Origin of the sequence: Massilia yuzhufengensis, from assembly GCF_900112225.1 — a bacterium.
Classification (GTDB): Bacteria; Pseudomonadota; Gammaproteobacteria; order Burkholderiales; family Burkholderiaceae_D; genus Telluria; species Telluria yuzhufengensis.
This window is the reverse complement of sequence record NZ_FOLD01000004.1, coordinates 167,107-180,931: the sequence shown is the minus strand read 5'-3', so window position 1 is coordinate 180,931 and position 13,825 is coordinate 167,107. Positions and strand designations below refer to the sequence as shown.

General features: G+C 67.6%; 10 protein-coding genes. 6 read left to right on the top strand and 4 right to left on the bottom strand.

The features are described 5' to 3' along the window. Entirely contained in the window at positions 1 to 2,241 is a 2,241-nt protein-coding gene (locus BM031_RS05585) for an ATP-binding protein (RefSeq protein ID WP_091872212.1), read from the bottom strand. A gap of 176 nt (positions 2,242 to 2,417) precedes the next feature. Here BM031_RS05585 and BM031_RS05580 point away from each other — a divergent pair, with 176 nt between their 5' ends. Beyond that, entirely contained in the window at positions 2,418 to 4,325 is a 1,908-nt protein-coding gene (locus tag BM031_RS05580; protein ID WP_091872209.1) for a hybrid sensor histidine kinase/response regulator, read from the top strand. 22 nt (positions 4,326 to 4,347) lie between these two features. Here BM031_RS05580 and BM031_RS05575 read toward each other — a convergent pair whose 3' ends face one another. Then, complete coding sequence (locus BM031_RS05575) at positions 4,348 to 5,547, bottom strand: esterase/lipase family protein (RefSeq protein WP_091872207.1); 1,200 nt, start codon at positions 5,545 to 5,547, stop codon at positions 4,348 to 4,350. A gap of 137 nt (positions 5,548 to 5,684) precedes the next feature. After that, positions 5,685 to 6,938 carry a dienelactone hydrolase family protein gene (locus BM031_RS05570; protein WP_177207659.1) on the bottom strand — a complete coding sequence of 418 codons (1,254 nt, stop codon included), beginning with the start codon at positions 6,936 to 6,938 and terminating at the stop codon, positions 5,685 to 5,687. A 224-nt stretch (positions 6,939 to 7,162) separates the two neighbouring features. Between BM031_RS05570 and BM031_RS05565 the strand changes: the two genes are divergently transcribed. The 5 genes from BM031_RS05565 (at position 7,163) to BM031_RS05545 (ending at position 13,124) form a co-directional block, all read left to right on the top strand. Beyond that, positions 7,163 to 8,833 (top strand): MFS transporter, encoded by a 1,671-nt coding sequence (locus BM031_RS05565; RefSeq protein WP_091872200.1) that lies wholly within the window; start codon positions 7,163 to 7,165, stop codon positions 8,831 to 8,833. 1 nt (position 8,834) lies between these two features. Then, the gene (locus BM031_RS05560; protein ID WP_091872198.1) at positions 8,835 to 9,914 is read left to right on the top strand and encodes an HlyD family secretion protein; all 1,080 of its coding nucleotides are present in this window, start codon (positions 8,835 to 8,837) and stop codon (positions 9,912 to 9,914) included. Continuing rightward, positions 9,911 to 11,290 carry an efflux transporter outer membrane subunit gene (locus BM031_RS05555; RefSeq protein WP_091872195.1) on the top strand — a complete coding sequence of 460 codons (1,380 nt, stop codon included), beginning with the start codon at positions 9,911 to 9,913 and terminating at the stop codon, positions 11,288 to 11,290. Before BM031_RS05560 ends, BM031_RS05555 begins: the two co-directional genes overlap by 4 nt. Further along, complete coding sequence (locus BM031_RS05550) at positions 11,287 to 11,904, top strand: tRNA-uridine aminocarboxypropyltransferase (RefSeq protein WP_229408625.1); 618 nt, start codon at positions 11,287 to 11,289, stop codon at positions 11,902 to 11,904. Before BM031_RS05555 ends, BM031_RS05550 begins: the two co-directional genes overlap by 4 nt. Positions 11,905 to 11,999: 95 nt before the next feature. Further along, complete coding sequence (locus tag BM031_RS05545; protein WP_091872438.1) at positions 12,000 to 13,124, top strand: PA0069 family radical SAM protein; 1,125 nt, start codon at positions 12,000 to 12,002, stop codon at positions 13,122 to 13,124. Positions 13,125 to 13,275: 151 nt separating this feature from the next. Here the strand turns inward: BM031_RS05545 and BM031_RS05540 are convergent, their stop codons facing one another. Next, positions 13,276 to 13,755 carry a YciI family protein gene (locus BM031_RS05540; RefSeq protein WP_218147567.1) on the bottom strand — a complete coding sequence of 160 codons (480 nt, stop codon included), beginning with the start codon at positions 13,753 to 13,755 and terminating at the stop codon, positions 13,276 to 13,278. Positions 13,756 to 13,825 lie beyond the last annotated feature (70 nt).

Below are 13,825 nucleotides of genomic sequence, written 5' to 3'. Positions count from 1 at the left end.
TTAAGGGGATGGGTGTTTCGGGAGGCTGAACGAGAAGGTCGCGCCTTCTCCCTGCACGGAATGGGCCCAGGTGCGGCCGTTGTGGCGCTCGATGATGCGGCGCACGTTGGCCAGGCCGATGCCGGTGCCCTGGAAGTCTTCCATGCGGTGCAGGCGCTGGAACACGCCGAACAGTTTGTGGACATAGTCCATGTTGAAGCCGGCGCCGTTATCGGCGATGTGGAACACCGTTTCGCCGTGGCCGTCTTCCGAGCTGATGGTGATCACGGCCGGATCGCGCTGGCCGGTGAACTTGACGGCGTTGGACAGCAGGTTGAACACGGCCAGGTGCAGGAAGGTCGGGTCGGCCTCGACCACCGGCAGCGGCTCGATATGCCACTCCACGTTACGGCCGTGCATTTCCATCCCGAGCTTGTCGATGCAGCCCGCCACCAGCTCGTTCATGTCGACCCTGGCCGGGCGCAGCGCGGCGCGGCCCATCTGCGAGAACGACAGCAGGTCGTCCACCAGCTTGCCGGCCAGGCGCGCCGATTCCTTGATGTTCTTGAGGAAGCGCTGGCGCTGCTGCGGGTCTTCGGCGCCGGCCGATTCGATCAAGAGGTCGGAAAAGCCGACGATGTGGCGCAGCGGCGCGCGCAGGTCGTGCGAGACCGAATACGAAAAGGCCTCGAGCTCCTTGTTGGCGCGGCCCAGCTCCTCGGCCAGTTCGGCCATCTGCTCGGCGCGTTCCAGCGCGATGCCCAGCAAGGCGGTGCGGAACTCGACGGTCAGTTCGATTTCGGCGCTGTGCCACGGCAGGCTGCGGCCATGGATGGTCTCGCGCCAGGACTGGAAGCTCAGGCGCGGCGTGAGCTGGGCCGGGCTGCCAGGCGCGGCGTCCTTGGCGTGCGGGTTGCCGGCCCATTCGATGGTCTGCACCACCTCCGGGCGGAACCACAGCAGGTAGTGCTGGTGGATGCGCGAGATCGGCAGCGCCAGCAGGCCGCTGGCGTTGCGGATCAAGCCGGCGCCGGCCGGGTACACGTCCTTGAGGTGGTCGGTATGGAAGATCTCGGTGTGCCCGTGCAGCGAGAGCCAGCCGGCCAGCGCGCGGATCTCCGGTTCGTCCGGTGTGTCGCCGTAGGCCAGCACACGGTCGTCCACGACGATGGCGACGCCGCCCGCGCGCGCGAAGCGCAGCAGCTCGGGGAACACCGCGCTCATGTTGTCGAGGAAGTCGGCGCCCTTGGTGAGGCGCCCCAGCATTTCGACCATGATGCGGCGCACGTCGAGCCGGAATTGCAGTTCGGTGGCGTCCTCGCGCGACTCGATGCACAGCGCCAGGATCTGGCCCAGCTGCTCGCAGGCGGTGCGCTTTTCGACCGATACCGGGCAGGGCGCCGCGTTATGGCAGGAGATCAGGCCCCACAGCTTGCCCTTGACGATGATCGACACCGACATCGAGGCCAGCGTACCCATGTTGCGCATGTATTGCAGGTGCACCGGCGAGACACTGCGCAGCGCCGCGAACGACAGGTCGTTGCGGGCCCCGGTAGCCGGATTGAGTTCCGGCACCAGCGTCGCCGGCACGTAGTTGGCGTCCTGGATCACGCGGATCGGCGAGAGCGTATAGAGCGCGCGCGCCTGCGCCGGCACGTCGCTGGCCGGGAAGTACTGGCCGAGATAGGATTCGTAGCCCTCTTCCTTCGATTCGGCCAGCACGCGGCCATGGCCGTCGGGGTCGAACTGGTAGACCATCACGCGGCCGTAGCCGGTGACGTCGCGCATGCGGCGCGCGGCCAGTTCGGACAGCGCCGGGATCGCGGCCGAGCGGTTGACGTTGAGCAGGAAGTCGCCGATGAGGGGATACAGGTGGCGGAAGTCGGCCGCCTCCGCGCGGTCCACGCCCTCGAATTCCAGGATGACCAGGCCGTCCCAGGCATGGGCCAGTACGTCGAAATGCCCACCGTTGCCCGTGGTGACCGTGCCGATGTAGGTCGGACGCGAAGGCAGGGCGCCGGCGCCCAGTTCGGCGGCGATGCGCGCCGCGGCGGCTTCGCCGACCGACTGCGCCAGCGGCTGGCCGATCGCGGCCTCCAGCGGCACGCCGGTCCAGTGGGCCAGGTTGGCGCTGGCCTGCAGCACGCCCAGCTCCGGCGACAAGGTCAACATGAAACCGTGCGGCTGGATGCTGCCGGGGGTGCGGATCGGCTCATCCGCACAACGGCTGAGGTCGAGGAGCTTGGTCGGAGCCTGGGTCATGGGGGCAAACGGGAGCGCGATAATTCAATCCGGCATTGTAGCGTCAATTCCGGCAGATCCGTTCTCAGGCTGGCAGAAATAGCAGGTTTTCCTTGCCTATACAAGCGAGCCGCGCGTCAAATATTGCCCAATAGCGATATGATAGGACTTTGCCGCACCTACGGAAGCACCGGCTCATGACTCCGCAACACTCCAGCAAACCGCCGCTGACTGACGAACAACGGTTCCAGTACCTGATCGCCGGCATCAGCGACTACGCGATCTACATGCTCGACCCGGCCGGCCACGTGGCCAGCTGGAACGCGGGTGCGCAGCGCTTCAAAGGCTATGTGGCGCATGAGATCCTGAATTCGCACTTTTCGCGCTTCTATACCCCGGAAGACCGCGAGGACGGCCTGCCGGCGCGGGCGCTGGCGCACGCCTTCGAGCACGGCAAGTACGAAGCCGAAGGCTGGCGCGTGCGCAAGGACGGCACCCGCTTCTGGGCCCACGTGGTGATCGACCCGATCTACGACGAAGAGCGCCACCTGCTGGGCTATGCCAAGATTACCCGCGACGTCACCCAGCGCAAGCTGGCCGAGGACGCCCTGCGCGACAGCGAGCAGCGTTTCCGCCTGCTGGTGCAGGGCGTGACCGACTACGCGATCTACATGCTCTCGCCCGAAGGCGTGGTCTCGAACTGGAATGTCGGGGCCGAGCGCATCAAGGGCTATGCCTACGCCGAAATCGTCGGCAGCCATTTCTCGCGCTTCTATACGGACGAAGACCGCGAACGCGGCCTGCCCGCACATGCCCTGGGCACGGCGGCCAGGGTGGGGCGCTACGAGTCCGAGGGCTGGAGGGTGCGCAAGGACGGCACCCGTTTCTGGGCCCACGTGATCATCGATGCGATCCATGGCGACGAGGGCGGCCTGATCGGCTTCGCCAAGATCACGCGCGACCTCACCGAAAAGAAGCAGGCCGCCGAAGCGCTCGAGCAGGCGCAGCTTGCCCTGTTCCAGTCGCAGAAGATGGAATCGATCGGCCAGCTCACCGGCGGCGTCGCGCATGACTTCAATAACCTGCTGTCGGTGCTGGCCAGCGGCCTGGAAGTGCTGACCATGACGCGCCAGGGCGGCGCCGACGCCAAGACCCTCGACAGCATGCGGCGCGCGATCGACCGCGGCGCCACGCTCACCCAGCAGCTGCTTGCCTTCGCACGCCAGCAGCCGCTGCAGCCGGAAACCCGCAGCATCAACCGCCTGATCTCCGGCTTCGAGTCGGTGCTGCGGCGCGCCGGGCATTCCAGCATGGAGTTCGAATTCAGGCTCGACCCGCAGGCCGGCAACGCGGTGGTGGATGCGGCCCGCTTCGAATCGGCGCTGCTCAACCTGGTGGTGAATGCGCGCGACGCGATGCCCGACGGCGGCCGCCTGGAGGTCGATACCGCGCCGGTCACCCTGCGCGAAAACGAGGTGGCAGGGCTGGCGCCGGGACCGTACGTGTGCATCGCGGTGACCGACACCGGCACCGGCATGGAACCGGAAACGGTGCAGCGCGCGTTCGAGCCCTTTTATACGACCAAGGAAACCGGCAAGGGCACGGGCCTCGGGCTGTCGCAGGTCTACGGCTTCATCAAGCAGTCGGGCGGCGACGTGGTGATCCATAGCGCGCCTGGCGATGGCACCACCATCACGATCTACCTGCCGGCCGTGGCGCCGCAGGAAGGCGAGGTGGCGTGCAGCGATTCGGAGACGGTCCTGATCGTCGAGGACGAACCGGACCTGCTGGACGTGGCCTCGGCACTGTTCATCAGCATGGGCTACGAGGTGGCCATGGCGTCCAATGGCCAGGAAGCCATGAACCTCCTGGCCAGTCGCGACGTGGACATCCTGTTCACCGACATCGTGATGCCGAACGGCGTGAACGGGCTCGAGCTGGCGCAGTACACGCGCGAGAACTACCCGAATATCAAGGTGATGCTGGCCTCGGGCTATCCGCAACCGGCGCTCAAGCTGGACCAGTACCGCTTGGGGGAGTATACGTTCGTGAGCAAGCCGTACCGCTTGTCGGACCTGGCGCGGGGTTTGCGCAATGTGAATTGAGGACGGCGCTTGCTGCAGCCGGCTACAACCCGAACACGATATCGCTGACCCGCTCGTACAAGGCATTCGCGGACGGCCCCGGATTCGGCCAGTTCAGGATATCGAAGTGGTCGTATCCCTTGTAGTTCCCCAGGAAGTTCCACGTCCCCTTCACCGAGCGCCCGTCGAAATCGCGCACCGGGTGCCCGGCCGGCGCGCGCATGCTCGCGGTATTGACCACCCCGTCGTTGGCGAACCAGTCGCTGTCCACGCCCACCCGTCCCGCCCCCGCCTGCGTGTAGCCGCCCAGGCCGTGCTGCAGCGGCGAGGGCACGATCCATTCGCCGGCCGTGGCCTTGAAGGCCGGGATCATGTCGAGCCGCGGGTACTGGTGGAAGGTGGTCTGGATCGGGGCGAGGATGCGGTCGGTGCCGTTGCAGCACCAGCTGCCGGCCTCGGTCGCCACCGTTCCCACCGAGTAGTAATAGATATGGGGAGAAGTGCGCGCCCAGGCGTTGAATTCGCGCGCGCCGTCCGGCGACAGTTCCCACTGGGCCCAGCGATGCTTCAACACCTCGCCGAGCGGAGTCTGGAAGGGCGGCGTGACGTTCAGCACGGCGTCGGCGAAGGTGGTGCCGTTGTGCGGGGCCGAGATGGTCGTCACGCTGCGCACCCAGCCCACCTTGCCGCCCAGGTAGAGCTCGTGGCCGCCTTCGTCGTCGCTTGATCCCTGTTCCAGCAGCCGCACCAGCGCGCGGATGGTGGTGCCGCCCTGGCTGTGGCCAATGAAGTGGAGCGGGTGCTGCGCGTCCCAGGCCGGGTATAGGGCGAGCGGATAGTTGTTCGGGTTGTTCCCGGGATCGGCGGCCCAGCATTTGCCGGAAGGCTTCTGCTGCTGGCCCGGCAGGCCATATTTGCGCACGTGGGCCGCGCCATAATCCACGCAGCCGCCCTTGATCTGGGCATACAGGTCTGCCGCCCGGTCCCAGTTGGAACTGACCGGCCCCACCACCGCCGCGAACACGGTGCGCGGCCCACGGTAGACCTGCATGTGCGAAGCGATGTCGCCATAGCCGCCCCAGTAATTGAAGCCGCTGTGCTCGAAAGTCTCCGGCCCGAAGCCGAGAAAACCGTGCACCAGGATCACCGGGTCATTGTTGGCCGAAGCCGCCGGCACGCTCGCGCCCAGCGCGCAAACTGCGAGCAACGCGTGAACGATGCACTTCGGGGTCAGGTCTGACATTTGGACACGGACTCAACGATAGAAGCAGATTATGGCCTTAGGCGATGACCGAATCATCTGCGAAATCGCAAGCCTGGCGCCGATGCTGGCGAGCTATGGCCGAGCTCGTGTCCAAATGTCAGACCTGACCCCGAAGTTCAGTTGGTGGCTTTATTGCTGCCGATGGAGGTCGACGGGGCGGAGCTAGCCGCGTCCAGTTTCGGCGCCGGGGTGACCGATGCGGTCACGGCGGCTTCCTCGGCCTGGTCGATGTCGCCATTCCACACGACGTAGTCGTCCACCGAGTACAGGCGGCACGGCTCGGTGCTCTTGGCGGTGCAGGTTGCCAGCGCGCGGCCGTCCGGGTCTTCGCCTTCTTCGGCCCAGGTCCAGGCGCCGCTTGGCGAGACGGCGAAGGCGCGCGGCGTCATCTTGGTCAGGTATTCCTGGTAGGCGCGGCGGCCGTTTTCGGACAGGAAGGGCACCGCGTCGACGTTGTCCACCTCGGCGAAGTCGGTACGCGCCGGGCTCGGGGGCGCGGGGATCTCGTGGAGTACCTTGGTCGGCATGCCGATCTGCGCCAGGAAGCGCATGGTGTCGTCCGCCCACACCTTTTCGCCATCGCGGCTGGCCAGCATGCCGTGCGAATCGCGCTTGAACGCGGCGAATTCGACCAGGCGGCCGCGCCCGCCGGCGCCCTCGTAGGCCGCGTGCATGCGGCCGGCCAGCTCGGGGCCGAACAGCGAATCGTTCTGGCCGTACATCCACAGCGAAGGGAGCTTCGATTTCGCGCCGTACTCCGAGAATGCCGACACCAGCGCCGAGCGCCAGGCGCAGCGGTCGCTGTCGTCGCGCAGGCCGCCGGCGAAGTTGATCAGGCCGCGCACGCCCGGCAGGTCGCGGGTGCCCAGCGCGATGGTCGCCAGGCCGCCGTAGGACTGGCCGGCGACGACGATGCGGTCCGTGTCGACCCACTTCTGCTGGCGCGCATAGGCGAGGGTGGCGGCGATGTCTTCGGCCTGGGCATAGCCGTTGGCCGTCATGTTGCAGCCGTACTCCCGATAGTGGCCGGTGGAATTGGCGAAGCCCTGGCGCATCGGCACCATCACGGCGTAGCCGCGCTTGACGAAGGCCGCGGCCATGAAATAGAAGCGGTCGCGCGGCTGCATGCTGGGACGGCCCGGATCCTTGCCGTGGTTGATGATGATCAGCGGGAAGGGGCCGGGGCCGTTTGGCTGGAACACGGTGGTCTCGAGCATGGCGCGGCCTTGCGGGCCGGCGGGCACCTGCTCGATGTGTTCGTTCATGCGGTGATCAAGTTGCAACTCCTGTTGCACGGCGATGCCAGGGAGCATGGCGCAGGCCGCAAGAAAGGCGGCGCACAGGTTGCGAAGCGTGAGGCGTGGATACATGTGACTCTGTCTCGACTGCTTGCGATCCGGAACAATTTCCCGATGGCATAAGTTGATTCTAGGTACGCAGAAAAGCCAGAGCAATATCCGTTTAGTCAATTCCAGCTGGTAAATTTACGAGGCGTAGACGAATGACAACGGCCCACGCGCCGCTTCGGTGTCCGACGTGGTTTTTTGTGAACGGTTATCATGTGAAGGTGGCAACGGCAGAGAGGAATGATCGGATGAGCAAGTACGCGCCGCGCGAGTGGGCGCCGGACGAGAAGCCGATGCTCCCGGGCTCGCCGTCGACCCCCGCCCATCCCACCCCGCTGCGTTTCGCCTATCTGTTCGTCGGCATCCTGATCACGATTACGGGCGGCCTCGGCAACGCGCTGGTGTCCGTCAACCTCATCAACCTGCAGGGCGTGCTCGGCGCGTATTCCACCGAAACCGCGTGGCTGCCGGCCGCCTACGTGATGGCGAACGCCTCGATGAACCTGCTGCTGGTGAAGTTCCGCCAGCAGTTCGGGCTGCGCCTGTTCACCGAAATCTTCCTGGTGCTGTATGCACTGGTGACCTTCGCCCACCTGTTCGTCAACGACCTCGGGTCGGCGATTGCGGTACGCGCCGCGCACGGCATGCTGGCGGCGGCCGTGTCGCCGCTCGGCCTGTACTACGTGCTGCAGGCCTTCAAGAAGGAGTGGCGACTGCGCGGCGTGGCGCTGGCGCTGGGCTGCGCGCAGCTGGCGCTGCCGCTGGCCTACATCTTTTCCAACGACCTGCTGCAGATCGCCGAGTGGCGCGGCCTGTATATCTTCGAGCTGGGACTGGCGCTGGTCTCGCTCGGCGCCGTGCTGCTGCTCAAGCTGCCGCCGGGCGACCGCTTCCAGGCCTTCCGGCCGATGGATTTCGTCACCTTCGCCCTGTTTGCGCCGGGCATGGCGCTGCTGTGCGCGGCCATCAGCTTCGGGCGCGTGCTGTGGTGGTTCGAGCAGCCCTGGATCGGGGTGGCGCTGGCCGGCGCGATCTTCCTGCTGGCGGCGGCATTCTGCGTCGAGCACAATCGCGCCAACCCGCTGCTGAACGTGCGCTGGTTCGCCAGCAGTAACATCCTGCGCCTGGCGCTGTCGATGCTGCTGGTGCGCATCGTGCTGTCCGAGCAAAGCGTGGGCGCGGTTGGCTTCCTGCGTGCGGTCGGCCTGGACAACGACCAGCTGCAGACCCTGTACCTGATCGTGCTGTGCGCCACCGTGGCCGGCATCGTCGTCTCGGCGCTCACGGTCAACGTCAACCACCTGATGGCGCCGCAGGTGATCTCGCTGCTGATCATGGCGCTGGGCGCCTGGATCGATGCGCATGCCACCAACCAGATCCGTCCCGAGCAGATGTACCTGAGCCAGAGCCTGCTGGCCTTCGGCGGCACGCTGTTCCTCGGCCCGCTGGTGATTTCGCTGATCGGCACCGTGATCGCCAACCCGGCCAACCTGATCAGCTTTTCGGTGCTGTTCGGCCTCACCCAGAACCTGGGCAGCCTGCTCGGCTCCGCGCTGGTGGGCAGCTTCCAGGTCGTGCGCGAGAAGTTCCATTCGTCGATCATCGCCGAACACCTGAGCAGCCTGGACCCGCTGGTGGCCAGCCGCATCCAGGCCGGCGCCGCCGCGGTGGGCCAGCTGGTGGCCGACCCCGCCGCGCGCACCCGCCAGGGCGTGGCCTCGCTGGCCGCCAGCGCCACGCGCGAAGCCAACATCCTCGCCTACAACGACGTCTTCCTGGTCCTTGCCATACTTGCCGCAACCAGCGCCGCATGGATCTTCGTGCACGCCGTGTGGCTGCATGTCTTCCCCGCCCCGAAGGCCGTGCCGGCGCCGCCGCCGCCCGGGGCGCCGCCTCCACCCGAACCCGTCACCGACTGATATGCCAGAACCATCCACCGCTCCCACCCGCTCGCGCCGCATCCTGCTCAGCGCACTCGCCTTTGGCGCCATCGCCCTGGCCGGCGTGCTGCTGGTGCTCTACGCCTGGCGCCTGCCGCCATTCCAGAGCAGCCTGCAGGCCACCGAGAACGCCAAGGTGGCGGGGCAGGTGACCATCATCAGCCCGCAGCTGAGCGGTTACGTGGTCGAGGTGCTCGTGCAGGACTTCCAGGAGGTGAAGCAGGGCCAGCTCCTGGTGCGCATCGACGACCGCATCCCGACCCAGCGCCTGGAACAGGCCAGGGCCGAACTGGCGACCAGGCGCGCGGCGCTCCAGAACTACGCGCAGAGCGATCGCAGCGCCCAGGCCAGCATCGCGCAGAACCAGGCCGTGCTGGCCTCCGGCGAAGCGCAGGCGCGCCGCGCCCAGGCCGACCTGAAGCGGGTGGAAGAACTGGCGGCCGACGGTTCGCTGTCGGCGCGCGAACGCGACGCCGCGCGGGCGGCGCAGGCACAGGCAGTGGCCACGCGCGAGGGGGCCAGGGCCGCGCTGGAAATCGCGCGCCAGAACCTGCGCTCGGTGGGCGTGAGCCGCGCCTCGCTCGAGGCCGCGGTGGCCAACGCGGAAGCGGCAGTGAAGCTGGCCGGGATCGACCTGTCGAACACGCAGGTCCACGCGCCGCGCGACGGCCAGCTGGGCCAGGTGACGGTACGCCAGGGCGCGTTCGTCAATGCCGGCGCCCAGCTCACCGCGCTGGTGCCGAACCAGTTCTGGATCATCGCCAACCTGAAGGAAACGCAAATGGCTGGCGTGCGCCTTGGCCAGCCGGTCCGCTTCACGGTGGATGCGCTCGACCAGGCCAGCCTGCGCGGCCACGTGGAACGCATCGCACCGGCCACCGGCTCGGAGTTCTCGGTCATCACGCCGGATAACGCCACCGGCAACTTCGTCAAGATCGCCCAGCGCATCCCGGTGCGGATCAGCATCGACCCCAACCAGCCGCTTGCCCAGCGCCTGCGGCCGGGCATGTCGGTGGTGGCGACAATCGATACCGCCCCGGCGCGCAAGGAAGCGCGATGAGGGCGGGGCGTTCCTGCATCCTGCTGCTGCCGGTGCTGCTGGCCGCCTGTGCGATGGCGCCGCAGCCGGCGCCCGAATCGACGCTGCAGGTGCCAGGCGCGTGGCGCAGCGCGGCGCCAGGCAGCAGCGTGGTGGAGCGCGACTGGTGGAAAACCTTCGGCGACCCGCAGCTGGACGCACTGGTGCGGCGCGCGCTCGACAACAACGGCGAGCTGCGCATCGCCCGCGCGCGCCTGCAGGAATACGGGGCGCGCCAGCGCATTGCCGCCAGCGCGCAGCAGCCTGCGCTGAACCTGTCGTTCGCGCCGGCGCGGGCGCGCGCCATCGGCCCATTGGGCCAGCCGGTGGAGGTCACTTCCATCGTCGGCGCGGTGCAGGCGGCCTATGAAGTCGACCTGTCCGGGCGCGTGGCCAGCACGGTCGACGCGGCGCGCTTCGAGGCGCTGTCGCAGGAAGCCGCGCTCGATGCGGCGGCGCTGTCGGTGGCGGCGAATACGGCATCGGGCTACCTGAACCTGCTCGGGCTGGATGCGCAACTGGCGCTGGCGCGCGCCACGCTGGCCTCGCGCGAGCGTTCGCTGGCGCTGGCGCGGCACCAGTTCGAGGTGGGCTACAGCTCGCGCCTGGAGATGTCGCAGGCCGAGGCCGAACTGCACGCCACCGCCGGCGTGGTACCGCAGCTGGAACGCGCGATTGCGCAGCAGGAGCAGGCACTCAATGTGCTGGTAGGCGCTTCGCCCGGACCGGTGGCGCGTGGCGCGGCCCTGCTGGCGCTGCGCGTGCCCGCGCCGGCGCCCGGGCTGCCGTCCGCACTGCTGCGCCGCCGTCCAGATATTGCGCAGGCCGAGCGCGCGGTGGCGGCGTCGGACGCCAGCCTGGCCGCGGCGCGCGACCAGCTGCTGCCGTCGATCCGCTTGACCGCGTCCCTTGGCCTGGAAGGCGCCAGCGTGGCGCGCCTGCTGCGCTCACCGGTGCAATTGTGGAGCGTCGGCGGCAGCGTGCTGGCGCCGCTGTTCGACGCCGGCCGCCTGCGCGCGCAGGCCGAGATCGCGGGCACCGTGCGCGACCGCGCAATCTACACTTACGAGAACGTGGTGCGCGGCGCCTTTGCGGAAACCGAGAACGCACTGGCCGGCATCGACGGGTTGCGGCGCCAGCTGCTGGAGGCCGAGGCGCGCCGCACGGCGGCCAAGGAAGTGCTGCGCGTGGCGCACAACCGCTACGCCAACGGCTACGCGTCCTACCTCGAAGAGCTGGACGCCCAGCGCAACGCCTTCAGCGCCGACAACACGGTGCTGCAGCTGCGCGCCAGCCTGCTGGGCGCGCACGTGGACCTGTACCGCGCGCTGGGTGGCGGCTGGACGCCGGCGCCGTGAACGAGGGCGTTGCGAAACGCGCGCGCTGCGCGACCTGCCTGCGCGCGCAGTCGGCCTGCATCTGCCGCTGGATCACGCAGGTAGCGCCACGCGCGGCGCTGCTGGTGCTGCAGCATCCGCTGGAAGTGGCGAACGCCAAGAACAGCGCGCGCCTGCTGCACCTGAGCGTGGCGGGCAGCGTGCTGGCGGTGGGCGAACGCTTCGATGTGGATGAACTGGACGCCTTGCTGCACGCCGATGGCCGGGTGCCGGTGCTGCTGTATCCCGACACGGCGGGCGACAGCCTGCTGCCGGCGCCGCCGCCGTTTTTATCTCCTGCGCCGGAGCAGGTGCGGCTGGTGGTGCTGGATGCGACGTGGCGTAAAAGCCGCAAGATGCTGTACCTGAACCCGGCCCTGCAAGCTTTGGCGCGGCTGGCGCTGCGCGACGTGGCGCCGTCGAACTACCGGATCCGCAAGGCGCACGCGCCGCACCAGCTGTCGTCGCTGGAGGCGGCGGCGCTGGCACTGGCGCAGCTGGAGGGGGATGGCGTACTTATCCAGCCGCTGCTGGACGCTTTCGACGGCTTTGTGGAGCAACAGGCCGCGTACACGCCGCACTTGAATTCCGGCTGAGCGAGGCGTAAGATACTGTATAAACATACAGTATGGAGCCCGACGTGGCCAATCCCGTTGACACGCAGCACCGCGAACCCGTGCACGAGCAGCCAATGCTCGGCCCGCGCCCGCTGGCTGCGCGCAAGGGACGAGGAGCGGTGTCGAACCTGCAGGGCCGGTATGAGGTCAATGGCCGGGAAGAATTCGACGACGGCTGGGAGCGCGATGAGGATGGCGACGCACCGGTGGTCAAGACCGTGGTCACCGACGAGTTCGCAAAAACCATCCTGTCGCGCAATGCGTCGCCGGATATCCCGTTCAATGTCTCACTGAATCCCTACCGGGGCTGCGAGCACGGTTGCATCTATTGTTTTGCGCGGCCCACCCACAGCTACCTCGGCCTGTCGCCGGGGCTCGACTTCGAAAGCCGCCTGTTCGCCAAGGTCAACGCGGCCGAGGTGCTGCGGCGCGAGCTGGCCAAGCCGGGCTACGTGCCCGAGCATATCGCCCTGGGCGTCAACACCGACGCCTACCAGCCCTGCGAGCGCGAGCTGCGCCTCACGCGCCAGGTGCTCGAGGTGCTGCACGAATGCCAGCACCCGGTCGGCCTCATCACCAAGTCCTCGCTCATCGAGCGCGACATCGACCTCATCGCCGCCATGGCGCACAAAGGGCAGGCCTGCGCCGCCATCACGCTCACCACGCTCGACCCGGACATCGCGCGCACGCTGGAACCACGCGCGGCGGCGCCGGCGCGCCGCCTGCGCACCATCCGCACGCTGGCGCAAGCCGGTATTCCGGTCAGCGTGAGCGTGGCGCCCATCATTCCCTTCGTCACCGAGCCGGAGATCGAAAAAATCCTGGAAGCGGCGCGCGACGCCGGCGCCTGCGGGGCGCATTACGTTGTGCTGCGGCTGCCGTGGGAAGTCAACCCGCTGTTCCAGGAATGGCTGCAAGCCCATTTCCCCGACCGGGCGCAACGCGTGATGAACCGCGTGCGCGACCTGCGCGGCGGCAAGGATTACGACAGCGATTTTTCCAAGCGCATGCATGGAGAAGGCGTGTGGGCAGACCTGATCCGCCAGCGGTTTTCGAAGGCGGTCGACCGGCTGGGGATGGGGGAGTTTCGCGGGCGGTTCGGCCGGCTGGATGGCTCGCAATTCCGCAAGCCGGTGGTGGTGCCGCCGCGGGTGGTCAAGCAGGGTGGGAGTGGGGCGGGGCAGCTGGATTTGTTCTAGCGCGCGCCATGACGCAATGGCGGCTGGGGTAGGGTGGTCGGCTCCGCCGACCGCGCGTTCAACTTCGGTTAGCGTTGTCAAGGCGCTTGCCTCAGCTGGACGCGCGTTCGGCGAAGCCGAACACCCTACGATGCTTGATACCGCCAGGCGCCTACTGCTTCTTCTGGATCTTGTTGTGCACGTCGTTCACCATCATCAGCGCGGCTGAGCCATAGAACTTGTGGTACTCCGCCACCATCACGCCGCTGATGATCACCGGGTCCGTCTCCACATAGGTTTTCGCCTGCTCGATGTCCGGCGTCGCGATCACGAAGATGCCGCGGCGGCCTTCCTTGCCGTCCAGCGGCCCGGCCACGGCCAGCTTCTTCTCGCCAGCGAGGCGCTCCATGTTGGCGAAGTGGCCTGCAAAAATCTTCTCGCGCTCGGCCTTGTCCTCGACCTTCTTCGGTCCGGTCTTGAGGATCACCAGCACATAGCTGCGCATGCCGCGCTCGTCGCCGCCCAGCGACTTGGCCAGTTCGGCATCGTACTGCGGCGCCGGTTGCGCGGCCTTCGTCTGGGCCAGGGCCGGCCCCATCGCCAGCAGCAGCGAAGTCCCCAGCACCATCATCATCTTCATCTTCATCGACATTCCCGTCTCTCCTGTCATGGCGGCGTCACATGGACGCGCTTGTTATCGGCAGCCCGCGCGACGCAGCCTG